Annotated in this window: 22 protein-coding genes and 3 pseudogenes; 12 read left to right on the top strand and 13 right to left on the bottom strand. The window is 62.8% G+C overall.

What is annotated here, in order from left to right:
* Positions 1-13 precede the first annotated feature (13 nt).
* Positions 14-1825, bottom strand: a complete 1812-nt coding sequence (locus HB630_RS23045) for an ATP-binding cassette domain-containing protein (RefSeq protein ID WP_213774899.1) — start codon at positions 1823-1825, stop codon at positions 14-16.
* Between the two features lie 3 nt (positions 1826-1828).
* Entirely contained in the window at positions 1829-2314 is a 486-nt protein-coding gene (locus HB630_RS23040; RefSeq protein WP_213775007.1) for a YaiI/YqxD family protein, read from the bottom strand.
* A gap of 138 nt (positions 2315-2452) precedes the next feature.
* Here HB630_RS23040 and HB630_RS23035 point away from each other — a divergent pair, with 138 nt between their 5' ends.
* Positions 2453-3253 (top strand): hypothetical protein, encoded by an 801-nt coding sequence (locus HB630_RS23035; RefSeq protein WP_213774898.1) that lies wholly within the window; start codon positions 2453-2455, stop codon positions 3251-3253.
* 118 nt (positions 3254-3371) lie between these two features.
* Here HB630_RS23035 and HB630_RS23030 read toward each other — a convergent pair whose 3' ends face one another.
* Entirely contained in the window at positions 3372-5747 is a 2376-nt protein-coding gene (locus HB630_RS23030) for a xanthine dehydrogenase family protein molybdopterin-binding subunit (RefSeq protein WP_213774897.1), read from the bottom strand.
* Between the two features lie 271 nt (positions 5748-6018).
* Between HB630_RS23030 and HB630_RS23025 the strand changes: the two genes are divergently transcribed.
* Both HB630_RS23025 and HB630_RS23020 read left to right on the top strand, forming a co-directional pair.
* Complete coding sequence (locus HB630_RS23025) at positions 6019-7101, top strand: Ppx/GppA phosphatase family protein (RefSeq protein ID WP_213774896.1); 1083 nt, start codon at positions 6019-6021, stop codon at positions 7099-7101.
* A 65-nt stretch (positions 7102-7166) separates the two neighbouring features.
* On the top strand, positions 7167-7853 hold the full coding sequence (locus tag HB630_RS23020) for an RlmE family RNA methyltransferase (protein WP_213774895.1): 687 nt from the start codon (positions 7167-7169) through the stop codon (positions 7851-7853).
* On the opposite strand, the gene HB630_RS23015 is transcribed toward HB630_RS23020, so the two are convergent.
* Positions 7838-9325, bottom strand: coding sequence for a DHA2 family efflux MFS transporter permease subunit (locus HB630_RS23015; RefSeq protein WP_213774894.1), 1488 nt, complete (start codon positions 9323-9325; stop codon positions 7838-7840). The two genes, HB630_RS23020 and HB630_RS23015, sit on opposite strands and share 16 nt — an antisense overlap.
* A gap of 350 nt (positions 9326-9675) precedes the next feature.
* Between HB630_RS23015 and guaB the strand changes: the two genes are divergently transcribed.
* From guaB to HB630_RS23000, 3 genes are all read left to right on the top strand, one after another.
* Positions 9676-11172, top strand: a complete 1497-nt coding sequence (guaB, locus tag HB630_RS23010; RefSeq protein ID WP_213774892.1) for an IMP dehydrogenase — start codon at positions 9676-9678, stop codon at positions 11170-11172.
* Positions 11173-11383: 211 nt separating this feature from the next.
* Entirely contained in the window at positions 11384-12406 is a 1023-nt protein-coding gene (locus tag HB630_RS23005; protein ID WP_213774890.1) for an NADP-dependent oxidoreductase, read from the top strand.
* Positions 12407-12463: 57 nt separating this feature from the next.
* Positions 12464-13288 carry an amidohydrolase family protein gene (locus tag HB630_RS23000; protein ID WP_213774888.1) on the top strand — a complete coding sequence of 275 codons (825 nt, stop codon included), beginning with the start codon at positions 12464-12466 and terminating at the stop codon, positions 13286-13288.
* Between the two features lie 102 nt (positions 13289-13390).
* Here HB630_RS23000 and HB630_RS22995 read toward each other — a convergent pair whose 3' ends face one another.
* The gene (locus HB630_RS22995; protein WP_213774886.1) at positions 13391-14167 is read right to left on the bottom strand and encodes a thermonuclease family protein; all 777 of its coding nucleotides are present in this window, start codon (positions 14165-14167) and stop codon (positions 13391-13393) included.
* A gap of 155 nt (positions 14168-14322) precedes the next feature.
* Between HB630_RS22995 and HB630_RS22990 the strand changes: the two genes are divergently transcribed.
* The 3 genes from HB630_RS22990 (at position 14323) to guaA (ending at position 17892) form a co-directional block, all read left to right on the top strand.
* Positions 14323-14745 carry an MAPEG family protein gene (locus HB630_RS22990; protein ID WP_213774884.1) on the top strand — a complete coding sequence of 141 codons (423 nt, stop codon included), beginning with the start codon at positions 14323-14325 and terminating at the stop codon, positions 14743-14745.
* A gap of 25 nt (positions 14746-14770) precedes the next feature.
* Entirely contained in the window at positions 14771-16069 is a 1299-nt protein-coding gene (locus HB630_RS22985) for an RsmB/NOP family class I SAM-dependent RNA methyltransferase (protein ID WP_213774883.1), read from the top strand.
* Between the two features lie 212 nt (positions 16070-16281).
* A complete protein-coding gene (guaA, locus tag HB630_RS22980) occupies positions 16282-17892 on the top strand; it encodes a glutamine-hydrolyzing GMP synthase (RefSeq protein WP_213774881.1) in 1611 nt (536 codons plus the stop codon).
* Positions 17893-18234: 342 nt separating this feature from the next.
* Here the strand turns inward: guaA and HB630_RS28695 are convergent, their stop codons facing one another.
* Complete coding sequence (locus HB630_RS28695; protein ID WP_276571626.1) at positions 18235-18369, bottom strand: hypothetical protein; 135 nt, start codon at positions 18367-18369, stop codon at positions 18235-18237.
* The gene (locus HB630_RS22975) at positions 18356-19642 is read right to left on the bottom strand and encodes a protein kinase (RefSeq protein ID WP_213774879.1); all 1287 of its coding nucleotides are present in this window, start codon (positions 19640-19642) and stop codon (positions 18356-18358) included. Before HB630_RS22975 ends, HB630_RS28695 begins: the two co-directional genes overlap by 14 nt.
* A 220-nt stretch (positions 19643-19862) precedes the next feature.
* On the opposite strand from HB630_RS22975, the gene HB630_RS22970 reads away from it, so the two are divergent.
* A complete protein-coding gene (locus HB630_RS22970; RefSeq protein WP_213774877.1) occupies positions 19863-20066 on the top strand; it encodes a hypothetical protein in 204 nt (67 codons plus the stop codon).
* A gap of 36 nt (positions 20067-20102) precedes the next feature.
* Here the strand turns inward: HB630_RS22970 and HB630_RS22965 are convergent, their stop codons facing one another.
* From HB630_RS22965 to HB630_RS22950, 4 genes are all read right to left on the bottom strand, one after another.
* Positions 20103-20552 carry a hypothetical protein gene (locus HB630_RS22965; RefSeq protein ID WP_213774875.1) on the bottom strand — a complete coding sequence of 150 codons (450 nt, stop codon included), beginning with the start codon at positions 20550-20552 and terminating at the stop codon, positions 20103-20105.
* Between the two features lie 80 nt (positions 20553-20632).
* Positions 20633-20857: a hypothetical protein gene (locus HB630_RS22960; protein ID WP_213774874.1), complete on the bottom strand. Its 225-nt coding sequence runs from the start codon at positions 20855-20857 to the stop codon at positions 20633-20635.
* Positions 20858-20873: 16 nt separating this feature from the next.
* Positions 20874-21380, bottom strand: a complete 507-nt coding sequence (locus HB630_RS22955; protein WP_213774872.1) for a helix-turn-helix domain-containing protein — start codon at positions 21378-21380, stop codon at positions 20874-20876.
* 68 nt (positions 21381-21448) lie between these two features.
* Positions 21449-21769 carry a hypothetical protein gene (locus HB630_RS22950; protein WP_213774870.1) on the bottom strand — a complete coding sequence of 107 codons (321 nt, stop codon included), beginning with the start codon at positions 21767-21769 and terminating at the stop codon, positions 21449-21451.
* A 7-nt stretch (positions 21770-21776) separates the two neighbouring features.
* On the opposite strand from HB630_RS22950, the pseudogene HB630_RS22945 reads away from it, so the two are divergent.
* Positions 21777-21919 (top strand): annotated as a pseudogene (locus tag HB630_RS22945) (SDR family NAD(P)-dependent oxidoreductase); the annotation flags it as partial.
* A gap of 684 nt (positions 21920-22603) precedes the next feature.
* A pseudogene (gene rpmD / locus HB630_RS22940) lies at positions 22604-22783 on the top strand (50S ribosomal protein L30); the annotation flags it as partial.
* 114 nt (positions 22784-22897) lie between these two features.
* On the opposite strand, the pseudogene HB630_RS28470 reads toward rpmD, so the two are convergent.
* Both HB630_RS28470 and HB630_RS22930 read right to left on the bottom strand, forming a co-directional pair.
* Positions 22898-23056, bottom strand: a pseudogene (locus HB630_RS28470) (AlpA family phage regulatory protein); the annotation flags it as partial.
* A 212-nt stretch (positions 23057-23268) separates the two neighbouring features.
* A complete protein-coding gene (locus HB630_RS22930; RefSeq protein ID WP_213774866.1) occupies positions 23269-23598 on the bottom strand; it encodes a hypothetical protein in 330 nt (109 codons plus the stop codon).
* Positions 23599-23622: the final 24 nt, after the last annotated feature.

Genomic DNA, 23622 nt, shown 5'->3' with positions numbered 1-23622 from the left:
GCGAAGCAATCCATCAGGCCTGCTCGATCTCTTCGCGCAGCACTTCAAGCTCCAGCCATCGGTCTTCGGCCGCGACCAGTTCTTTCTGCGCGGCCGCGATGGCAATGGAGATTTCGTCGAACCTCTTGCGGTCTTTCCGGTAGAGATCGGGATCGTCGAGAATGCGTTGATATTTTGCGATATCCGCCTGTAATTTGGCGATCGTCTTCGGCAGCGTTTCGAGCGCGTGCTTTTCGCTGAAATTGAGCCGGCGCTTCGGCGCCGTGGAGGCCTTCGCGGCCTTTGCTTCCTTCCCCTCGGGGTCGGCGGACGCCTTGATCGCCTCGCGCTTCAGGTCGGCGCGGCGCTGCGCCAGCATGTCGGTATAGCCGCCGGCATATTCGATCCAGCGGCCGTTGCCTTCGGGCACGATCACCGAGGTCACGACGCGGTCGAGGAAGTCGCGGTCGTGGCTGATCAGGATCACGGTGCCCTCGTAATCGCCGAGCATGTCCTCGAGCACGTCGAGGGTTTCGAGGTCGAGGTCGTTGGTCGGTTCGTCCAGCACCAGAAAATTCGAAGGTTTCGCCAGCGCGCGCGCCAGCATCAGCCGGCCGCGCTCGCCGCCGGACAGCACTTCGAGCGGCGTGCGCATCTGCTCCTGCGCGAACAGGAAGTCCTTCATATAGCTGACGACGTGCTTCGGCTTGCCGCCGACCATGACGTGATCGCCGCGCCCGCCGGTCAGGGCTTCCGCCAGCGTCGATTTGGGATCGAGGCTTTCGCGGTGCTGGTCGAGCGTCGCCATCTCGATATTGGCGCCCAACCTGATCATGCCGCTGTCGGGCGCGTCGGCGCCGGTCAGGAGATTGACCAGCGTGGTCTTGCCGGCGCCGTTCGGCCCGACGATACCGATGCGGTCGCCGCGCTGGACCCGGATCGAGAAGTCGTCGACGATCCTGCGTTCGCCGTAAGCCTTGCTGATGTTCTTGGCCTCGATCACCAGCCGGCCGGATTTTTCCGCTTCTGCCGCGTTGAGATTGGCGTTGCCGGCGGCGCCGCGATAATCCCGCCGCTGGTCGCGCAGCGCGTGAAGATTGCCGAGCCGCTTGACATTGCGCTTGCGGCGGCCGGAAACGCCGTAGCGCAGCCAGTGCTCCTCATTCACGATCTTGCGGTCCAGCTTGTGCTGGTTGCGTTCTTCCTCCGCCAGCACCTCGTCGCGCCAGGCCTCGAAGGCGGCAAAGCCGCGGTCGATCTGCCGGATCTGGCCGCGGTCGAGCCAGGCGGTCGCGCGCGACAGATTGGTCAGGAAGCGGCGGTCATGGCTGATCAGAACCAGCGCGCTACGGCGGCCGTCGAGTTCGTTTTCCAGCCATTCGATGGTGGCTAGATCGAGATGGTTGGTCGGCTCGTCCAGCAACAGGATATCCGGCTCGGGCGCCAGCACCCGCGCCAGCGCCGCGCGGCGGGCTTCGCCGCCCGATACATGCGCGGGATCTTCATCGCCGCTCAGGCCGAGCTGCTCCACCAGATAGCGCGCCTGGTAGTGGTCGTCGCCCGGCGCGAGGCCGGCTTCGACATAGGCCAGCGTGGTCGCAAAGCCGGTGAAGTCCGGCTCCTGCGGCAGATAGCGCACGGTCGCGCCGGGCTGTACGAAACGGGTGCCGCCATCGGGTTCGACCAGCCCCGCCGCGATCTTCAGCAGCGTCGATTTGCCCGAGCCGTTGCGGCCGATCAGGCAGACGCGCTCGCCCGGCGACACCGACAGTTCAACGCCCGACAATAGCGGCGTGCCGCCGAATGTCAGCCTGATGTCTTTCAATTGGATCAGCGGAGGCGCCATCGTTTAACCTTGTTTCTGCTCGGCGCGCTGGCGCTGGATGCGGCGAATGGTTTGATCGAGCGCCGACAGGAATGCCGAGCGGTCGCGTGAGGTGTATGACTTCGGACCGCCGGTGACTTCTCCCGACGAACGCAGATCGGTCATCAGATTGCGCACCGCCAAAGTCATGCCGATCGATTGTTCCGTAAATGGTTTGCCGTCCGGCGCGATCACCTCGCAGCCAGCCTTCACGCAACGGCTCGCCAGCGGGATATCGGAGGTAATGACGATATCGCCCTTTCCGGCGCGTTCCGCAATCCAATCATCGGCGGCGTCCATCCCGGAACCGGCCGCGATGCGCTCGATCAACGGATCCTGCGGCACCCGGATGAACTGGCCCGCGACCACGCTGACCGGCAGGCCGTGCCGCAGCGCGACGCGATAGATCTCGTCTTTGACCGGGCAGGCGTCGGCATCGATATAGATCCGGGGGGTGTTCGGACTTGGCATCATCGGCGCGTGGTACTCCATGCCACGCCGAAATGCGAGGAAAACACCCCAAAAAGCCCCACTCGCAGGAACATGCTTGCCAGCGCGACTGCTTTGCGTACGATCCTCGCGGGGACCTTCGAAAGCAGGGAAACAGGCGTGACCAGTCAACTCGAAGCCTACCGGGTGTCGGCCTACAACACCTCAAAGCAATCGGAAAACAAGATCCACGACGACACCGTGGCGCGGCGGTTCGGCTTCAGCGGCGGGCTAGTACCGGGCGTCGACGTGATGGCCTATATGCTGCACCAGCCGGTCCGGAAATGGGGCCGCGACTTCCTGGAGCGGGGCCTGATCGAGGCGCGTTTCGTCAAGCCGGTCTATGACGGCGAGATCGCCGAGGTGACCGGCCGCGAAAGCGGCGGCGTGCTCACGATCGAGGTCGAAAGCCGCGGCGAGCTTTGCGCGACCGGCACCGCGTCGCTGCCTGCATCCGCGCCGTCCTTTTCGGTTGCCGATTTCTCCGCCGTCGAGCCGGTGGCTGAGCGCATGCCGGTCAGTCCGTCGTCCTACGAGGTTGATAGATGGCTCGGCACGATCCCGCGGACCTGGGCCGGCGAGGCAGCAGATGAATATCTGACCGATATCCGCGAGGCCGACGCCGTCTATGCGCAGGAAGGCCTGGGCCATCCGGGGCTGCTGCAGCGGGTGATGAACAAGGTGCTGGTCGACAACGCCGTGCTGGGCCCGTGGATTCACGTCGGCAGCCGGATGCAGCTTCTGTCCGCCGGCAAGACCGGCGACGAGATCACCGCGCGCGCCAGGGTCACCGGCAATTATGAAAAGAAGGGCCACCGCTTCGTCGAACTCGACGCGCTCGTGGTCGCCAATGGCAAGACGCCGCTGGCGCATTGCCAGCACATTGCGATCTACCAGCCGCGCGAGCACGCGGCGGCGTAATACGCGCCCAACCCGTCATTGCCGGGCTCGACCCGGCAATCCATCGTAGAGAGCTTCTTCGAAATTGACGGACACGCGGGTCAAGCCCGCGCATGACGAACCTGATTTGCGGTTCGCCTTACGCCGCCTTCGCCTTCTTCCCATCCTGGATCGCGCGCCAGACCCGTTCCGGCGTCAGCGGCATGTCGATATGCGTGATGCCATATTCGGAAAGCGCGTCGATCACCGCGTTGACCAGCGTGGCGAGGCTGCCGGCGCAGCCGGCTTCGCCGCAGCCCTTGGTGCCGAGCGGGTTGGATGTGGCCGGCGAGGGATGGTCGCCGACCGCCATCAGCGGGACATCCTCCGCGCGCGGCATCGCATAGTCCATGAACGAGCCGGTGATCGGTTGGCCGCTTGAATCGTAGCTGACTTCTTCCATCAGCGCCTGGCCGATGCCCTGCGCGACGCCGCCGTGAAGCTGGCCCGCGACGATCATCGGGTTGATGACGGTGCCGAAATCGTTGACGCCGGTATAGCGCACGATCCGCACCACGCCGGTTTCCGGATCGATCTCGACTTCCGCCACGTGGCAGCCATTGGGGAAGGTCGAGGGCGTTTCGGTGGTGTTGTGATCGACGTCGAGCGAGGCGGGCGCCCCTTCGGGCATCTTCTGCTCGCGCATCCGGCGCGCCAGTTCCATGATGTCGATGGAGCGGTCGGTGCCGGCGATGGTGAAGCGGCCGTTGGCGAATTCGATATCGGCTTCGGAGGCCTCCATCAGCTGCGCCGCCGCCTGCTTGCCCTTGGCGACGACCATACCTGCGGACTCGACGATCGCCTTGCCGGTCGCCGTGATCGAGCGCGAGCCGCCGGTGCCGTTGCCGAAACGGACGAGATCGCTGTCGCCCTGTTCCAGCTTGATCTTGTCGAAGGGCACGCCGAGTTGCGCCGAAAGCACCTGCGCGAATGGTGTGCCGTGGCCCTGGCCGTAATCCAGCGTGCCGGTGGTGAGCGTCACCGATCCGTCCGGATCGAAGGTGATCTTGCCGAGTTCGCCGCTGGGCGGCGCGGTGACTTCGAGATAGGAGCCGACCGCGATGCCGCGCAGCTTGCCGTTCTTGCGGCTTTCCTTCTTCCGCTTGGCGAAGTTGGCGTGATCGGAGATCTCGATCGCCTTGTCGAACACGCCCTGGAAATCGCCGCTGTCATAGGTGACGCCGGACGCCGCCGGAAACGGCAATTGCGCCGGCTTGATGAAATTGCGCTTGCGCAAGGTCAGCCGGTTGATGCCTATCTCGTCGGCGGCCGTATCGATCAGCCGTTCCATGAAATAATTGGCCTCGGGCCGTCCGGCGCCGCGATAGGCGCCCATCAGCGTGGTGTTGGTCAGCACGGTTTTGATGTCGACGCCGAGCAGCGGCGTGCGATAGACGCTGGCGAGGTTCTTCCCGGTGTTGAGCGACAGCGGGCCTGGCGCGACGCCGCTGATATAGGCGCCGAGATTGCCGTAGCCGCTGAGACGCACGGCGAGGAACTTGCCTTCGGCGTCGAGCGCAAGCTCGGCATGGATGATCTGGGCGCGGCCCTGGCTGTCCGACAGAAAACTGGTCGAGCGTTCGTCGGTCCATTTCACCGGCCGCCCCAGCACCTTCGCCGCGTGCAGGATGCAGGTATATTCGGGATAGCTGATGTTCTTCATCCCGAACGAGCCGCCGACATTGGCGGTCAGGATGCGGACCTTCTCGGCCGGGACATTGAGGATCTTGGCGAGCGTCGCCTGGCTCCCGGACACGCCCTGGGTCGGAACCTGAATGGTGTAGTGATCGGCAGCCTTGTCATAGATGCCGATCGCGACCCGCGGCTCCATCGGCACCACAGCGACGCGGGTGTTGATGATGTCGAGCCTGGTCACATGGGCGGCGCCGGCGAACGCCGCATCGATCTTGGCGGTGTCGCCATAATGATAGTCCAGGGCGACATTGTTGGGGATGTGGTCGTAAAGCTGCGGCGCGCCGGGCTTGGTTGCTTCCTCGGCATTGGTGACCGCCGGCAGCGGCTCGATGTCGAGCCCGACGGCTTCGGCGGCGTCCCGCGCCTGCGCCGGCGTTTCGGCGACCACAAAGGCCACGGGATCGCCGACATAGCGCACCTTGTCGGTGACCAGCGCCGGGCGGTTGGTCTGCAACAAGGGCGAGCCGTCGCGATTCTTCAGCGGCAGGCCGCAGGTAAAGGGCCCGTAATTGGCCGCGGCGAGGTCCGCACCGGTCCAGATCCCGAGCACGCCGGGCATGGCCTTGGCGGCCCCGGTGTCGATGCCGCGGATGATGCCGTGGGCGTGGCTGGAACGGACGATCCAGGCATAGGCCTGGCCCGGCAGGCTGAAATCGTCGGTATATTTGCCCTGGCCCCGTACCAGCGTATCGTCTTCCTTGCGGCGGACCGGCTGGCCGACGCCGTATTTTTGCAGCGCGACAGCGTTTTCCAGCGAAGACGGGGATGTGTAATCTTGCATCTATGAAGACCTGAATTGCCGGTTTTTTGCGCGATTTTCGGGCTAGGATCCTTTCGGATCTGCTGAAATCAGAACCGAGGCTCTATTTTTGTTGTTTTGTCGCGTTTTCTTCACGCGAAACGCGATAGGTCCAGATAAACCAGCCAAGCCCTAACGACAACGGCCGATTAGGCATGGTCCTATGGTCCCTGTTGCACGCCGGGCGTGCGCTGCTAAAGTTTCCGTGAATGGAAATCCTCGCCGGCCGCAATGGCCGCGGAAAGACGGTTTGATGAACGACGATACGCGGCTTCACGACGGCCCCGGGCCGTGCGGAAGCCCGCAAGGGCCTGTTGAGCTGGCAGCGCCAGGCCCACCGGGAACCAGCACGTCGCCGGCCGTGGGAGCCGGTGTCTATGCCGCGCTCGACCTCGGCACCAACAACTGCCGGCTGCTGATCGCCTGTCCGGCGGGGGACGGGTTTCGCGTGGTGGATTCCTTTTCGCGGATCATCCGGCTGGGCGAGGGCGTTTCGGCGACCGGCTGCATCAGCGAGGCCGCGATCGAGCGCGCCGTCGCTGCGCTGAGCATTTGCCGCGACAAGATCCAGGCCAGAAATGCCAGGCGCCTGCGGTTGATCGCAACCGAAGCTTGCCGCGCCGCCTCGAATGCCGAGGGCTTTCGCGAGCGCGTCGCGGCCGAGACCGGCATCCGGCTGGAGGTGATCGACCGCGAGACCGAAGCGGCGCTGGCCGTGCTCGGCTGTTCGCCGTTGCTCGATCCAGGCGGGCGGGGCGCCATCCTGTTCGACATCGGCGGCGGCTCGACCGAACTGGTCCGGATCGAGCGCGATCCGGCCGAGCAGGACGCCGGGCCGCGGATCAAGGCATGGATGTCGATCCCGCTCGGCGTCGTCACCCTGGCCGAGCGGTTCGGCGGCCGGGACGTCACGCCGCAATCCTACGCGCGGATGGTGCAGGAGGTCGCAAAACATGTTGCGCCGTTCGCGGCCGAGTATGGCGGCGATCTCGGGGATATGCACCTGCTCGGTACCTCCGGCACGGTGACGACGCTGGCCGGCCTGCATCTCAACCTCGTGCGCTATGATCGCCGCCGTATCGACGGCATCTGGATGAACAACGCCGACATCACCGCGACCATCGCGCGTCTGCTCCGCATGAGCTACCAGGAACGCGCCGACAACAACTGCATCAGCGTCGAGCGCGCCGATCTGGTGCTGGCGGGCTGCGCCATCCTCGATGCGATCCGCGACGCGTTTCCGCTGCCGCGGCTGCGCGTCGCCGACCGCGGACTGCGCGAGGGCATGCTGGTCGAGATGATGCGCGAGGACGGCGCGCTGAGCGGCTGCCGATAATAGGTGTAACGGTCCGCATATGTTACAGCCGGATTCAAAACCGGCATCAGGCAGCAAGTAGCGTTATGGCAAAGGACACCACCGGACGGCTGTACGTCACCGTCAAGACCGGCGGCAAGCGCAAGCTGTCGTCGAAACTCTGGCTGGAGCGGCAGCTCAACGATCCCTATGTGGCGCAGGCCAAACGCGACGGCTATCGCTCGCGCGCGGCCTACAAGCTGATCGAGATCGACGACAAGCATCGCTTCCTGAAGCCCGGCAGCACCGTGGTCGATCTCGGCGCCGCGCCCGGCGGCTGGAGCCAGGTCGCGGCCAAGCGCGTCCATGCGACCAACGGCAAGGGCAAAGTGGTGGCGATCGATCTGCTGGAGATGCCGGAGATCCCGGGCGTCACTTTCGCACAGCTCGATTTTCTCAGCGAGGAGGCCCCGGCTAGGCTGATCGAGATGATGGGCGGCCGCGCCGACGTGGTGCTGTCCGACATGGCCGCCAACACCACCGGCCATCGCAAGACCGACCAGCTTCGCATCGTCGGCCTGGTCGAAACCGCCGCCGCCTTCGCCACCGAGGTGCTTAACCCCGGCGGCACCTTTGTAGCCAAGGCTTTTCAAAGCGGCGCCGATGCGGAATTGCTGGCGCAATTGAAGCGCGATTTTACCAGCGTGCGCCACGTCAAACCAGCATCGAGCCGGCAGGATTCCTCCGAGCGCTATGTGCTGGCGATGGGATTTCGGGGTCAGCCCAGCCGCTGATCGCGGGCGTCCTGCGTGGTTTCGCTGGCGGCCTTGGCTGCGGCCTTTGCCATGCCTTTCGCGGCGCCTTTGCGGCTGGAAATCTCGACCGCCTTGCGGCCGGAGATTTCGTTTCCGGCGTCGTCGGGCATCTGCCAGAAGAAATAGGACGAGGCCGCCGAGATGATCCCGACCACGAGAAATGCCGGCGCGAAAACGCTGGCGTCGAGTTCGTTCAGATGGCGCACCAGCATGGTCGATTCCACCGAGAACGCGCCGACGGCGACGCCGGCCGAAAGCGCCAATTGCTGGTTGACGCTGACCAACGTGGTGGCCCGGCTCATTTGCGCCGGTTCGACTTCGGCATAGGCGACCGTGTTGATCGCGGTGAATTCCAGCGATCGGAAGAAGCCGCCGACCACGAGAATGATCATGATCAGCAACAGCGGCGTCGTCGCCGTGAACAGGGCGCAGGCGGCGAGGAAAACCGAACTGATCACCGCGTTGACGGTCATCATGTTGCGGAAGCCGAAGGTCCGGATGATGCGGGCGGCCAGCGTCTTCATGCCCATCGCGCCGACGGCGGAGGCGAAGGTTACAAGGCCCGATTGGAACGGCGACAGGCCGAAGCCGATTTGCATCAATAGCGGCAGCAGGAACGGCAGCGAGCCGATGCCGAGGCGGAACATGAAGCCGCCGATGATGCTGGCGCGCATGGTCGATAACCGCAGCAGCGTGAAATCCAGTACCGGCGATGCGGTTCGCCTGGCGTGGATGATGTAGAGCGTCATGGAAATGCAGCCGATGACGATCAGCACGACGACGATGGTCCAGGGCAACAGATTGAGGCCTGCGACCGAAAGCCCGAATGCGATGCCGGCGAGCCCGATGCCCGCCAGTATCAGCCCATAGAGATCGAAGCGCTCGGGGTCCTCGCTGCGGATCGGATCGATGTAACGCAGCGCCAAGAAGATGCCGAGCAGGCCGATCGGAATGTTGATCAGGAAAATCCAGTGCCAGGAGAAATAGGTGGTGACGAATCCGCCCAGCGGCGGCCCGACCACCGGTCCGACCAGCGCCGGTACCGTGACCCAGGCCATCGCGTTGACGAGCGCGCTTTTGTCGACCGAGCGCAGCAGCACCAGCCGCCCCACCGGGGTCATCATCGCGCCGCCCATGCCTTGCAGAATGCGGGCGATGACGAAATCCGTGACCGAGGAAGACAGCGCGCAGCCGATCGACCCCACCATGAAGACCGCGACGGCGGCGCTGAACACGGTGCGCGGGCCGAAGCGGTCGGCGGTCCAGCCGCTCGCTGGAATGAACACCGCCAGCGACAACAGATACGACGTGATCGCGAGTTTGAGCGTGAGCGGGCTGGTGCCGATGTCGGCCGCGATGGCCGGCAGCGAGGTCGCGATCACAGTCGAATCCATGTTCTCCATGAACAGGGCGGTGGCCACGATGAGCGGGATCAGGCGTTCTTTGTTCATGGAGAGCCGGGGGACGGAGACAAGGGGCAGGGGCCCGGGCTGTATCACCCTGTCGTTATAGAGGCTATTGCAGACCCCCGGAAACGGCTTAAATCCTGCGTGACGAACTTCGGGCGATCAGGCCGGCCGCTTGCCGGAAGGCTTGCGCTGCGACGGGCCGCGGGGGCGCGAAACCCTGCGAAAAGCATGTGCATGGCACCCAAAGGCTTTGATTCGGCCGCGCGCCATGCTATCGACCACCGCCAACCCTACCGATGGGCTCGATTCGCCGGCGTTGCCGATTGCTTCGCTGAACGTTTCGCTCATCCCAAGATTGATTGCGGCGACCGGGCCGCCGAATGGAGTTGGTAATGGCGCAGACACAGAGAATTCAAGGGATACGCGAAGCCTATACGTTCGATGACGTGCTTCTGCGGCCCGGCCTTTCGGATATTCTGCCCTCCGATGCGGATATCCGCTCCCACGTCACCCGCGCCATCCCCCTTAATATTCCGATCATCGCGTCGGCGATGGACACCGTCACCGAAGCACGGATGGCGATTGCGATGGCGCAGTCCGGCGGCATCGGCGTCATTCACCGCAATTTCGATGTCGACGGCCAGGCCGCGCAGGTCCGGCAGGTAAAGAAATTCGAATCTGGAATGGTGGTTAATCCTTTGACTATCGGACCGGATGCGATGCTGTCGGACGCGCTGGCGCTGATGAAGGATAACGGCATTTCCGGAGTTCCGGTCGTGACCGGCGCTAGCAAGGGCGTGCCCGGCAAGCTGGTCGGCATTCTCACCAACCGCGACGTGCGGTTTGCGACGGATCCGCGACAAAAAGTTTCCGAGCTGATGACGCATGAAAACCTCGTGACGGTGCGCGAGGGCGTCAGCCAGGACGAGGCGAAGCGGATGCTGCACCAGTACCGCATCGAGAAGCTGGTGGTGGTGGACGATCAGTACCGTTGCGTTGGGCTGATCACGGTGAAGGACATCGAAAAGGCAGTGGCGCACCCGATGGCTGCCAAGGATGCGCAGGGCCGGCTGCGCGTCGCGGCCGCGACCACGGTCGGCGAGGGCGGTTATGAGCGTACCGAGCGGCTGATCGACGCCGGCGTCGATCTGATCGTCGTCGATACCGCGCACGGCCATTCCTCGCGTGTGCTGGAGGCAGTCAACCGCATCAAGCGGCTCTCCAATGCCGTGCAGGTCGCCGCCGGCAATATCGCGACGCAGGAAGGCGCACAGGCATTGATCGATGCCGGCGCCGACGCGATCAAGGTCGGCATCGGCCCCGGATCGATCTGCACCACGCGTATCGTTGCCGGCGTCGGCGTGCCGCAATTGACCGCCATCATGGATGCGGTCGAAGCCGCCAGGAAAGCCAATGTGCCTGTGATCGCCGATGGCGGCATCAAATATTCCGGCGACCTCGCCAAGGCTCTGGCCGCCGGCGCCGACATCGCGATGGTGGGCTCGCTGCTCGCCGGCACCGACGAAACGCCCGGCGACGTGTTCCTGTGGCAGGGCCGTTCCTACAAGGCCTATCGCGGCATGGGTTCGGTCGGCGCGATGGCGCGCGGCTCCGCCGATCGCTATTTCCAGCAGGATATCAAGGACACGCTGAAGCTGGTGCCGGAAGGCATTGAAGGCCAGGTGCCCTACAAGGGCCCGGTTAGCAACGTCATGCACCAGCTCGCCGGTGGCCTGCGCGCGGCGATGGGCTATGTCGGTGCGCGCGACATCACCGAGTTTCACGAGAAGGCGCAGTTCGTACGCATCACCGGCTCGGGTCTGCGCGAAAGCCACGTCCACGACGTCACCATCACCCGCGAAGCGCCGAATTATCCCGGCGGCGTGTGATCCGCGACCCGTCGGCCGCCGCCCAGGACGAACTAGGCAAACTCGTCATTCCGGACGACGCGAAGCGGCGATCCGGAATCTCGAGATTCTCCGATGTGCAATTGCACATCGGAGTTCGATGCTTCGCATCGTCCCGGAATGTCGCCGTCCAAATTGCATCGTCGGTCCGCTCCCCGTAATAATGCCAAAAGCAAAATCGGAGGAAGCCAGCATGTCCCAAGGCCAGCGCGTCGTTCTCGCTTCGCGTCCTGTCGGCGAACCAAAATTATCCAACTTCCGCATCGAGGAATATGAGTCGCCTGTGCCCGGTGAGGGCCAGGTGCTGCTGCGCACCATCTGGCTGTCGCTCGATCCCTATATGCGCGGGCGCATGAGCGATGCGCCGTCTTACGCGGCGCCGGTGCCGGTCGGCGGCGTCATGGAAGGCGGGACGGTCTCAGAGGTCATGGTGTCCAACGATGCAGGTTTCGCCAAGGGCGATATCGTGCTGTCGCGCGCCGGCTGGCAGACCCATGCGCTGTCGGACGGCAAGGCGCTGACCAGGATCGATCCCGCGATCGCACCGATCTCGACCGCGGTTGGCGTGCTTGGCATGCCCGGCATGACCGCCTATACGGGCTTGCTCGAGATCGGCAAGCCGCAGCCCGGTGAGACGGTCGTGGTCGCGGCTGCGTCCGGCGCGGTCGGCTCGGCGGTCGGTCAAATTGCCAAAATCAAGGGGGCGCGGGCGGTCGGCATCGCCGGCGGCAAGGACAAATGCGATTACGTCAAAGGCGAACTCGGCTTCGACGATTGCCTCGATCACCGCGCTCCAGATCTTGCCGCTAAATTGAAGGAAGCCTGTCCGAAAGGCATCGATGTCTATTTCGAGAATGTCGGCGGCGCGGTGTTCGAAGCGGTGTTTCCGCTGCTCAACACCTTCGCGCGCATTCCCGTTTGCGGCCTGATCGCGCAATATAACGCTACCGAAGTACCCGTGCCGAAATGGGCGCCGTCGATGATGCGTGCGGTGCTGACCAAGCGCCTGACCATCCGCGGTTTCATCGTCACCGATTTCGCCGCGCAACACGCCGACTTCCTGCGCGACATGTCGCAATGGGTCCGCGAAGGCAAGGTCAAGCACAAGGAGTTCGTCACCGAAGGGCTGGAGAATGCTCCCGCCGCGTTCATGGGACTTCTCAAGGGCGCCAATTTCGGCAAGCAATTGGTACGAATAGGGCCGGACAGAGCCTGACCGTTCGACATACGCCCAGATCAGTGTGGCAGTGTACGAACGGCTGGGAACAACGTCATGAAGATCATCGACGCACAGGTGCATATCTGGTCGAAGGCGGTAACGCCGCCATCCGGCCTGCACCGCAAGGTCGAGACATTCACGGCCGAGCAACTTCTGAAGGAAATGGACGAGGCCGGCGTCGATGCCGCGCTGATCCATCCGCCGGTCAGTTGGGATCCGGATTCCAACGCGCTCGCCATCGACGCGGCGCGCCGATATCCCGATCGCTTCGCGGTGATGGGACAGTTTGCGCTCGACGCGCCCGAGGGCCGCGAGCTGGTGCAGGGCTGGCGCAACCAGCCTGGCATGATGGGCCTGCGCTGGCCGTTCCTGCAGGAGGCGCAGCAGCAACGGCTTCATGACGGCTCACTCGACTGGCTGTGGCCGGCCGCGGAACGAGAAGGGCTTCCGGTCGCGATGATGGGTGGCTTGTTCCTGCCGAAGTTCCATGAAATCGCCGAACGGCATCCGAATCTCCGGATGCTGGTCGATCATTGCGGGCTCAACCGGCATGGCCAGGACGCCGCGGCGTTCATTCATCTCGACGAACTGGTTGCGCTGGCGAAGCTGCCGAACGTGGCGGTCAAGGCGACCGGTGCGCCGCATTATTCGACGCAGGCCTATCCGTTCCGCAACATCCAGGACGGATTGCATCGAATTTTCGATGCGTTTGGACCGAAGCGCATGTTTTGGGGCACCGACATCACCAGGATGCCCTGCAACTATCGTCAATGTGTGACTTTCTTTACCGAAGAATTGCCGTGGCTTGCGGGCAAGGATCTTGAAGACGTGATGGGGCGCGGCCTCTGCGAATGGATCGGATGGAATTACAGCTTCTGATGTGATTGTTCTGCATGTGCTCATGCCGATGCAGCAATAGCGTTTCGGACGAAGCGCGAAGAAGACGCGTTAAACGAAAGAATCGGTTTTCGCCGTCGGCCCTTATTGGCGCGCCCGGCAATTGAACGCCCGGCGGAATCCGGCGGCCCTGGCATCGTCTTCCGAGCAGAACCAACGATCCGGTTTGGTCAGCGCCGGGTAGCTCGGGCATCCCTGCAAATGATAGATGCCGATATTGCCGGTGACATGCGCCCGGACGGCGAATCTGGCCTTGATGCTGCAGTGGGACGGCATCGCGGGATCGTCTGGGAACAACACGCCGCGGATTTCGCGGTCCTTGTCGGCCGGGCACGATCCGCCAAGCAGCGTTCCGTCCCTCTTGCCGCGACGGAATTCCTGCGGACTGACAAAACATCCTTTCCAGAGGCCGCGTCGCTCGTTCCTGGCGTCGGCCTGATCCTTGGCAAACCGGCTTTTGGCCGACGGTTCGAGATCCAGCGCAAAACCCAGGCGGACAAGCTGCTGGTTCAGGCTCGCGGTTTCGCCGGCGACGGTGCAGACGCCGAGGTGTCGTTTCCGGAAATTCTTGTCCGGGCCCCGGTCGTCGCAATGGACCGGGCGTCCGCCGATCAGCTTTGTCAGCTGGTCGCGGGCTTCCGCGCCGCAATTCCAGGAATCGGCGTGGTTGTCGATGCAGATCTGGTCGAGCTCCGGGGCGTCGACGCCGTCGAGCCGGTAGGTGATCTCGCCAAGCTGGATCGTGTTGCCGTCCCTGACCACGGGGCTGGCGGCGAGTGCCGGGAGCGCGATTCCGAGGGCGAAAACGAGCGCGCATATGGCCGGCGATCCGGCCCGGAAAAAGAGATTTCGTAATCGCATGTGTTCCTGCAATTGCTCGCATCCTGGCGCTGTCTGGAACTTACCTAGCATATCCCGGCGTTGGGGGCAGTTCGGCTCGCTGAGGAGAGTTTCATTGTAAGCGTGAGGCCGGCTCGCTATAGCGGGGCCTGCGTTCAGGTCCGGGGGAGATTCCGATGTCGGTTCAAATGGTTTTGCTGCCGGTCTTCGTTCTGGTGGGCCTCACCTTCGCCCTGCTGTTGTCGATGATCGGCGCCCGCCGCCGAGCGCTGGTCGGCGGTGAAACGAAGATCAGGGATGTCGCGTTGGGGCAATCGAACTGGCCTGCCCGCGCCACCCAGCTCGCCAATTGCTATGGCAACCAGTTCGAGCTGCCGCTGTTGTTCTACGCCTTGATTGCGCTGGCGCTGCCGTTGCGGCATGCCGATCTCTTCATCGTGCTGATGTCGTGGGTGTTCGTGGTGACGCGTTTCATCCATGCCGGCATTTTCGTGACCTCCAACGATTTCGGGCGGCGCTCGATGGCGTGGTTGGCCGGCGTGCTGGTGCTGCTCGCGATGTGGCTCTACTTCGCGCTGAAGATCCTGTTGGCGATCTGAATCCGCTCAAAATTGAAAGAATGAAATGACCCCAGCTGCGCGGATCTCCGCCGCCATTGAACTGATCGACACCATCGACGCGCAACGAGTCCCAGCGGCCAAGGCGCTGAAGGAGTGGGGCACCGCGCACCGCTATGCCGGCTCCGGCGACCGCGCCGCGATATCGGGCCTGCTCTGGGACGTGCTGCGCCGCCGCGCCTCCAGCGCGTGGATCATGGATGACGATAGGCCGCGCGCCCGCATGCTGGGCATGCTGAAGCTCGAACGCGGCATGGATACCGACGCCATCGCCGCCTTGTGCGACGGCGGCCGTTTCGCGCCGGAGCCGCTGAGCGATGGCGAACGTACCGCGCTTTCCACGCGGACGCTTTCGGAAGCGCCTGCCCACATCGCCGGCGACTATCCGGAATGGCTCGACGGCTATCTCGCGCAGGTCTTTGGCGAGGACCGGGTTTCGGAAGCCACCGCGATGGCGAGCCGCGCACCGCTCGACCTACGCGTCAATACGCTGAAAGCCAAGCGCGAGAAGGTGCTGGCCTCGCTGGCGCATCTCGGCGCCAAGCCGACGCCGTGGTCGCTGATCGGCCTGCGGATCGAGCTTGGCGCCGACGCGCGCAACCCCGGCATTCATGCCGAGGAGGATTTCATCAAGGGTGCCGTTGAAGTGCAGGATGAAGGTTCGCAGCTCGCGGCGTTGTTTTCGGCGGCAAAATCCGGCGAGCAGGTAATCGATCTCTGCGCCGGCGCCGGCGGCAAGACGCTGGCGCTGGCGGCGATGATGGCAGGCAAGGGCCGCCTGATCGCGACCGATACCGACAAGCGGCAACTGGCGCCGATCCATGAACGGCTGTCGCGGGCCGGCGTCCACAATGCCGATGTGCGGACCCCGAAGGGCGACGGCGACACGCTCAGCGATATCCGCGCCTCCGCCGATCTGGTGCTGATCGACGCGCCCTGCACCGGAACCGGCACCTGGCGCCGCAATCCCGACGCCAAATGGCGGATGCGCCCCGGCGCGCTGGAGGTGCGGCTGAAGGATCAAACCGAGGTGCTGGATCGCGCGGCCGCGCTGGTCAAGCCGGGGGGACGGATCGCCTACATCACCTGCTCGGTGCTGCCGCCGGAAAATGGTGAGCAGGTCCGCGGCTTCATGGCCCGCCATCCGGAGTTCGCGGTGGTGCCGCCGGAACAGACCGTCAGCGTGCTCTGGGACAAGGCCGAGGATTTCAGCCGGGCGGCGCTGTCGTCTCCCGAGGGCTGGCTGATGACGCCGCGCCGTACCGGCACCGACGGGTTTTTCGTGTCGGTGCTGAAAAAGGCGTAATAAGGCGTAATCCTGCCAAACCCCGTCATTCCGGGGCGATGCGAAGCATCGAACCCGGAATCTCGAGATTCCGGGTTCATCGCTCCGCGATGTCCCGGAATGACGGTTGAGATCAGGTCCACCCCCACAAAAGCACGGGGATGGCCGGGACTGGCCCGCCTGACGGCCCCGGAAGGGTTGCGAGCCCGGCCCCCGTCGCGTATCTGCTTGCCATGACAGCAGCACAGCCAGCCCGCGAGTCGATGCCCCCGGCGGCCTCGGCGCACGACAAGATTCTGATCGTCGATTTCGGCAGTCAGGTGACGCAACTGATCGCGCGCCGGGTGCGCGAGGAGGGCGTCTATTCCGAGATCGTGCCGTTCCAGAAGGCGGAAGCGGCCTTCAAGGAGATGAAGCCGAAAGCGGTGATCCTGTCCGGCGGTCCGGCCTCCGTGCTTGAGGACAACGCCCCGTCGGCGCCGATGTCGATCCTCACCGCGGGCGTGCCCGTGCTCGGCATTTGTTACGGTGAGCAGACCATGGCCCAGCAGCTCGGCGGCACCGTCGAGGGCGGTCACGCCAGAGAATTCGGCCGCGCCACCATCGAGGTCACCGACGATTGCGCGCTGTTCGACGGCGTATGGCGGAAGGGCGGCCGCTACGACGTCTGGATGAGCCATGGCGACCGCGTCACCCAACTCCCGGACGGTTTTCGCGCGGTCGCGCGGGCGGCGGGATCGCCGATTTCGGTGATCGCCGACGACACCCGCAAGTTTTACGCGATGCAATTCCATCCCGAAGTGGCGCACACGCCCGATGGCGCCAAGCTGATCCGCAATTTCGTCCGCAAGGTCGCGGGGTTCACCGGCGACTGGACCATGCGCGCGTTCCGCGAGGAGGCGATCGAGAAGATCCGCGCGCAAGTGGGCAAGGGCAAGGTGATCTGCGGCCTGTCCGGCGGCGTCGATTCCGCGGTTGCGGCGGTGCTGATCCACGAGGCGATCGGCGACCAGCTCACCTGCGTGTTCGTCGATCACGGCCTGTTGCGGCTCAACGAGGCCGAAACCGTGGTCGATTTATTCCGGCATCACTACAACATTCCGCTGGTTCACGTTGATGCGTCGAAGCAATTTCTGGGCGAGCTCGAAGGCGTCACCGATCCCGAGGTGAAGCGCAAGACCATCGGCCGGCTGTTCATCGACGTGTTCGATGCGGAGGCGAAGAAGATTGCAAATAAGGGCGAAGGACCGGCGGAGTTCCTGGCGCAAGGCACGCTCTATCCCGACGTGATCGAGAGTGTGTCGTTCACCGGCGGCCCCTCGGTGACGATCAAGTCGCACCACAATGTCGGCGGCCTGCCGGCGCGCATGAACATGAAGCTGGTCGAGCCGCTGCGCGAATTGTTCAAGGACGAGGTGCGCGTGCTGGGGCGCGAACTCGGCCTGCCCGAAATTTTCGTCGGCCGCCATCCGTTCCCCGGACCGGGCCTCGCGATCCGCTGCCCCGGCGAGATCACCAGGGAAAAGCTCGACATCCTGCGCAATGCCGACGCGGTCTATATCGACCAGATCCGGAAAGCCGGCCTCTACGACCAGATCTGGCAGGCGTTTGCGGTGTTGCTGCCGGTCAAGACTGTCGGCGTGATGGGCGACGGACGGACTTACGAATATGTCGTCGGCCTGCGCGCGGTGACCTCGACCGACGGCATGACCGCCGACTTCTATCCCTTCGACATGAAATTTTTGGGCGAGACCGCGACCCGCATCATCAACGAGGTCAAGGGCGTCAACCGCGTGGTCTATGACGTGACGAGCAAGCCGCCGGGAACGATCGAGTGGGAGTGAGGGATACAAACGGCTGCGATAGTGTAGTTTCGGCGGTGGTTTTCACCGTTGCTTGGTTGCCGTTCTCGTCCATCTTTCACTTCCATTGAGCTGGCCTACTCGATCTGTCCCGAAGGACTTGACCTGCGGTCACTCTAAGGATGATGTAAAGCTGCTTCGATAGGTGGGAGTGCTCTGGCGTAGAATAGCGTGCATAAAGGCGGGTCTGCTTTGCGCTCCAAAGTCCGTCATTCCATGCCGGTTGCCTAGCTGTCGAATTCCAACTGATTCTGCGGGTAGCGGCGAGCGCCGGATGAGCTATGCCGAAATCGATCGCACTCGTCTAGTCCGGTTCGCGGCGCATTAGGTGGACGGCGGCGCGTAAATATCGCTGCCGATCGTTGGGGCGAAGGCGCGTTCGGCGTCGAAATCAGCGCGATTGGAGAGCACAAAGCGTGACGCCATAAATACTTGGCCGCTGTTCTCACTCTCGACCATGCCGTCGTCCAACACTACGGGCGAAAGGCAGTCGGCGAACTTGCCGAGCTTGCGAAATGGCCCAATCCGCGGGTGGCAATAGAGCACCACGCGCGACGACATTGCGAAGACTAGATACGAACCTGGCACCAATGCGTGCCGCTTCCGCGATGGCTTGCCGTAGCTCGCGGCCGACACCGTGCAATAGGGTGAGCGAACCGATCGCCCTTTTGCTCGAGAAACAGAGCCGCGCCGCACGCGCGAGCTGCTTGGACGAGAGCGGCCCGAGCTTCTCGAGCAGTCCGACGTTCTTGCCGTCGATCAGGGCCTCGTCACGATCCATCAGGCTCATCAGCTCGTCTGGAGTGGCGGCGAGCAGGTCGAGCTCGACCCGACCAAACAATGCCTTCCCAATCGCGCTGTCGGCCCCGTCGAGCTTTTCCACTATCGAGTCTCCGGACCTGTCGAGCAACGCTGCAAGTGCCGTGTCCTGATGATCGCGGTATGCCGCCACCGATGCGCCAAAGAGGTTGCGCAGCTCCGCAACATCCTTGCAGCGCCGCCGTTTCTGCTCCGTGAGCGTGGCGTCGAACACGCCCTCGAACACTCCGAGCGACGGCGCTTTGGTTCGCGCCAAGCGATATGTCGCTTCGTCGTAGCGCTCGCGCGGCAAGTGCAGCACTCCACCGGACAGTAGCCAGTACAGAATCTTACCAAGTGAATAAATGTCCGCACTGGCGTCGACATCGAGGTTGCGGCCGTGCTCGAGTTCCGGGGCCATGTAGAAGCGAGGCCCGACCGCCTCATCGGTCGGCGTGATGCGCGGTTCGCCGACCAGGAGCGCCAGCCCCGTATCGGCGATCTTGGCGGTGTCGGCGAACAGGATGACATTGGCGGGCTTCAAGTCGCGATGCACGGCCGGAACCTGGTGGACGGCTTCCACGCCATCGAGTATCTGCCGGAAGAGCGAAAAGGCTTGCTCCGGCGCATATCCGCCGGCGGGCGCCATATCCTCGAGCGAGCCGTCGCCCTTTTCCATCACATAATAGTCGGTGGTCTCGCCCTTGGAGGCGCCCCATTCTTGCACTTGGACGACGCTTCCGACGCCTTTGAGACGCTGTAGCGTCTCCAACTCGCGTGCGAAGCGTCCATGCCGCTTCGGATTCTTTAGGCGCTTCAGCAGCCAGATGCCGGGCGGCGTCCCGGTCGCATTGCTGACCTGGTAGATCTCGCCTTGGCCGCCTTCCGCGAAGCGCTCGCCTAGGATCGTCCAGTTGCCGAATTTCCTCGCCATGCCGCGGCTATTAGCCGATCGCCCTATCGCTGTCGATTGCCGCGCCCGTTCAACCCCCCACATCGAGCGAGCCTTCTTGCGTAACTTCACGCCTTTCACAGGCTAGCCTCGGCGGTGCGTTGCGGTTGACGGCGTCCGGTGGACCATAGGGTGCGTTGCTGCAACGGCTGCACGGCGTATCGAGTTTCCGGGTTTAACAGCCTCGTGTGAGGACAGGATAATGGCGACGAAAAAACACCCAGAACGGGTGAATGACAGTCTGCGTCCAAAATTCGGATTGGCGGCCGTCCTGGCTCAGTCCGATCGGGTCGTCGATGCCTTCGGCCCGTGGCGTGGGTTCATCCTGATGGTGCTGGCGATCGTGGCCAGCGCCGGAGTGATGGGCACCGTAGCGGTGTTTCTCGCGAAGCTGGTCGTGAGATAATGCCGCGACTAGTGCAATTAATTGCAAACTCCGCAGCTATTCCTCGCCCAGCCCGTTTGCCAGAAGGTCCTCGATGGACTCCTTTTCGAATTCAACGTGCTTGAGACCTTTGGTGGCCCATACGTCACGTATCTGTTCCGCGGTGAGCACGATCTCGTCGGTTACGCGCGCCTTCGGGACCATAACCTCGACGCAGGGCTTAGCGCCAAGTTCGCCGCGCCAATATTGCTCAGCCAGCAGCTTTCGCTCGGCCTCATCCTGGCTCTCGCCGATCTCGTCGAGCAGGTTCATGTCGCCGCGATGGACGATCTCATCCTCAAGACTAACCCTATAGAGGCGTCCGCCTGTCGTCTTTGCCAGATACCAATGAGCGCAGGGTTCTTCCTCGAAAACAAAAAGCTGATCGCCTCTCGCCGGCATCCCAGTCGGCGCAGTTGACGCCAACAGTTCCTTCATCCCCGTACCCTTCGGCTTGTGCTTCTGCATGAAGGTTCGGCCGGGAGGGATGATGTCACCGGGCGCAAAGGACCGGACATCGACACGGAGGTAGATTTTGGGGGGCATCCCTATTGCTTCCAGAAATGATAGAAGACGCCGCTTGCGATGCTGACCGCGCTGGCGACACCGAGGTATCCTGGCCGGGCCTTGATGACCGTCACTATGACCACGAGCGCGCCGAGGTGAGGGCCGAACGCGTCCCGACACGCGCGAGCATGGGCGAGGATCTGGCTCAGCTCGGATTCGCCCGGCGGCGGCTTCAGCGGCTTCCTCGGTACGAGCAGCTCACTCATTGGGGCACGCTGACTCCTAAAGTTCGTTCTCGGTAAGCTTCTTCACAACGTCGCCGAACATCTCCTTGGCGGTCTTCTGCGTCGCGATGTGGATGTTGTCATCCAGCACGCGCTCGAAATCCTTCTCCTGAATGAACCTGATGCGCTCCATGGCGTAGGGTTTCAGTTTCTCGACCAACGGCAACATATCGTACTGCTGCGGGTCGTCCCGGCGCAGGCGAGGCAGCTTGGCGAGGAAACCGTTCTCGATAAGCCACGACATCGCGCGTTGAACCGACCTGGGGCTGATGCCCATCCGGTTGGCGATGGTGCTGGTCCGGGGATGCGGCATCCGGCCGTTCGAATGCCAGTGCGCGATGAAGTTCAAAAGGACGTTCAGATGCTCGCTGGAGATCTTCAGGTCCGACTGATGGAGCAACAGCACATAGGGCAGCGTCAGGAAGCCCGGGTCCGTCACACAATCCCATTTCTGCCGGACACGACTCTGCCGCAGCGGCTCCCTGCTGGTGTCGGTGTTGGTCATGGTGCCTCGTCTCGATCATGGCCGTTTTCTAATCAAAAAACGGTAGGCTGGGATAGTTTTCTTTTATATTAAATGACAGTAATGGCGGTTTTTCGCACTTTTGGCGTGACCTCAGATACTTTCATCTTGTGAGACGGTTCTATATTACCGCGCTCCCAAGCGGGTAATGGGGGCCACCAACGAAAAGGCCCCCGTAGCGGGGGGCCGTTGGTCGGTCCGGTTATACCAAGCAGCAGGCGGCCCTGTTCGGCGTCGAACGCTATTCGTGGATCGAGGGCAGCACCAAGAGCGGCAAGACTGCGGGCAGCATGGCCTGGCTGCTCGAACAGGCCGTTTTTATCGGCAAGGAAGGCAGCTTTCCGCCGCATCGCGAAGTCGGCGAAGGGCATGCTGTCGCTGACTCCGCTCGAGGACGGCGAGCGCGGAGCGATCTTCAATACCGCTTCGATTGCGGCCGAGGACGGGCAGATGGGCAGGCGGCATATTCATCTTCCAAGGGCGGCGTCGTCGGCATGACGCTGCCGATCGCGCGCGACCTGATGAACGAGGGAAGGGCATCGAACGACCGACTCGCGCGTCGCTAATCTCTGACGGTATTTGAACATACGCCTAACCAGGGCGGTCACGGCAGTCTTGACCCCGCCGGTTGCGCTGATCACTCGATTGACACCGATAGGTGGCGAAATCTCGGAGAGCGCAAACGGCTCAAATTTTTCTGTGTATTCAAGACTAAAAGATTGCGGCGGGTATACCGTCGGCATTTGTCCGTCAGACTTGAAGAATTGTGCTGGCAAATCAACGACGAGACTTTGTCTGAAATGATAGAGTGGGAGTGACGGGAATCGGTGGCGAAATCGTAGTTTCGCGCGCAGATCCCGAACCCACCAATCATAAATCGCAAGACCCTATCCCTGCCGGATGCGTTCCATCGAGTTATCGCATGGCCACTCTCCAGTGCGTTTTCATTCTTCAATCAAAGCACACGTGTTCAAAAAGAAAAGCGCTATCAGACCAGCATAGGGCTATGGCGTAGAATGGCGTGCAAATCGGCGGGTGATCATGATAGAGCCGGGGCAGTTGCGTCTTGAATTCACGCCTAAGACTTGCACGAATCTTCATTGCTGCGAATCCACACAGTATCGTATCGGAAATACGTGGAACGATTATCCTGTGGATAGTCACGACCCATGGGACATTAACCTCACAGCTTACGATGTTGAGTCATGACTAGGCCGATAATCAAGATCGAGCAGACAAGAAGCCCGATACGTCGGCATCACAGCCAGCGCGCAACCTTGATTGGCCTCGGCCTCAACTGCATCGGGCGCGTTTCTGAGCTTCCAGACACGCCCGAGACGCGCGGCATGATCGAAAAGGTTGGGCACCTCGTTCGCGTCATCGAACCGGCACATGGCGAAGCGCGTCCGATTTCAAAGGTTCGTTTCGAGGCCCTGGCCGCCTATATACGCGATCCGCACATCGTGGGCATTTTTGAGGAGCTCGAATGGTATGCGACAGACGCAGCGTTCGGTGATGAAGAAGCGGCGCGGAAACTCCCCGCGCTGCTCCATCTCGTAAATGGTCGAGTCCGCCAGCGGAACAAGCTGATGGAGCTCCGGACGCCGAATGGTTCGCGCGATTGACTGTAGTGGCGCCGCTCCTTTTCCTGATCGAATGCCGTCTGAAGTTTTTGTTGGTCCCGAATCCGAACTCTGTTGCTCGGAGTTTCGGTTCGTCGCACCTTTCGACTTACTCATCGCTCGTCTCCATCAATCCTCAAATGTCATCAGAAATGACGGAGAAGTTTCTGAAAAGAGGGGGCGCCGAAAGATCGCAGAATCGGCGGTGACAGCGTAAAAATCGGTCGGCTTTCAGTTCAATCCAGCAATCATTTGAGGCGTTGATGCACGCGCTCCATTCGCTCTTCCTTGGCCCTGAGTGCGTCGAGTTCGGCTTCGATGCGCTCATAGATCGGCAGGTACATGGCCCCACATTTGCCAGCGCGGCTGATGGCGAGCGCAAGCCTGTCGAGGTGCTTTTCTAAAATCTCGATACTCACCTCGTCGCGAGTTTTTTGCTTGCTAGGCGTTCGATCGCAATGTTGCATGTGGCCCCGGAATGCGTGGATGTCACCGCATTCAACGTGGCTTCGCATCGGATGGGAAGAGATCAATCGCGCAGCCGGCCACAATCGCGAAAAAATGCTGACCTTCAGCATCGCCGTTGCTGGCTCGCGTGGCGA

The sequence above is a fragment of the Bradyrhizobium sp. dw_78 genome (assembly GCF_018449525.1).
GTDB lineage: Bacteria > Pseudomonadota > Alphaproteobacteria > Rhizobiales > Xanthobacteraceae > Bradyrhizobium.
The sequence above is the reverse complement of the archived record's forward strand: the minus strand, read 5'-3'. Positions and strand labels throughout refer to the sequence as shown.

Bases quoted from the DNA above. Each gene is read 5' to 3' on its own strand.
- HB630_RS23045 (WP_213774899.1), bottom strand. From the start codon at position 1,825: ATGGCGCCTCCGCTGATCCAATTGAAAGACATCAGGCTGACATTCGGC.
- HB630_RS23040 (WP_213775007.1), bottom strand. From the start codon at position 2,314: ATGCCAAGTCCGAACACCCCCCGGATCTATATCGATGCCGACGCCTGC.
- HB630_RS23030 (WP_213774897.1), bottom strand. From the start codon at position 5,747: ATGCAAGATTACACATCCCCGTCTTCGCTGGAAAACGCTGTCGCGCTG.
- HB630_RS23025 (WP_213774896.1), top strand. From the start codon at position 6,019: ATGAACGACGATACGCGGCTTCACGACGGCCCCGGGCCGTGCGGAAGC.
- HB630_RS23020 (WP_213774895.1), top strand. From the start codon at position 7,167: ATGGCAAAGGACACCACCGGACGGCTGTACGTCACCGTCAAGACCGGC.
- HB630_RS23015 (WP_213774894.1), bottom strand. From the start codon at position 9,325: ATGAACAAAGAACGCCTGATCCCGCTCATCGTGGCCACCGCCCTGTTC.
- guaB (WP_213774892.1), top strand. From the start codon at position 9,676: ATGGCGCAGACACAGAGAATTCAAGGGATACGCGAAGCCTATACGTTC.
- HB630_RS23005 (WP_213774890.1), top strand. From the start codon at position 11,384: ATGTCCCAAGGCCAGCGCGTCGTTCTCGCTTCGCGTCCTGTCGGCGAA.
- HB630_RS23000 (WP_213774888.1), top strand. From the start codon at position 12,464: ATGAAGATCATCGACGCACAGGTGCATATCTGGTCGAAGGCGGTAACG.
- HB630_RS22995 (WP_213774886.1), bottom strand. From the start codon at position 14,167: ATGCGATTACGAAATCTCTTTTTCCGGGCCGGATCGCCGGCCATATGC.
- HB630_RS22990 (WP_213774884.1), top strand. From the start codon at position 14,323: ATGTCGGTTCAAATGGTTTTGCTGCCGGTCTTCGTTCTGGTGGGCCTC.
- HB630_RS22985 (WP_213774883.1), top strand. From the start codon at position 14,771: ATGACCCCAGCTGCGCGGATCTCCGCCGCCATTGAACTGATCGACACC.
- guaA (WP_213774881.1), top strand. From the start codon at position 16,282: ATGACAGCAGCACAGCCAGCCCGCGAGTCGATGCCCCCGGCGGCCTCG.
- HB630_RS28695 (WP_276571626.1), bottom strand. From the start codon at position 18,369: ATGGTCGAGAGTGAGAACAGCGGCCAAGTATTTATGGCGTCACGCTTT.
- HB630_RS22975 (WP_213774879.1), bottom strand. From the start codon at position 19,642: ATGGCGAGGAAATTCGGCAACTGGACGATCCTAGGCGAGCGCTTCGCG.
- HB630_RS22970 (WP_213774877.1), top strand. From the start codon at position 19,863: ATGGCGACGAAAAAACACCCAGAACGGGTGAATGACAGTCTGCGTCCA.
- HB630_RS22965 (WP_213774875.1), bottom strand. From the start codon at position 20,552: ATGCAGAAGCACAAGCCGAAGGGTACGGGGATGAAGGAACTGTTGGCG.
- HB630_RS22960 (WP_213774874.1), bottom strand. From the start codon at position 20,857: ATGAGTGAGCTGCTCGTACCGAGGAAGCCGCTGAAGCCGCCGCCGGGC.
- HB630_RS22955 (WP_213774872.1), bottom strand. From the start codon at position 21,380: ATGACCAACACCGACACCAGCAGGGAGCCGCTGCGGCAGAGTCGTGTC.
- HB630_RS22950 (WP_213774870.1), bottom strand. From the start codon at position 21,769: ATGCCCTTCGCCGACTTCGCGATGCGGCGGAAAGCTGCCTTCCTTGCC.
- HB630_RS22930 (WP_213774866.1), bottom strand. From the start codon at position 23,598: ATGCTGAAGGTCAGCATTTTTTCGCGATTGTGGCCGGCTGCGCGATTG.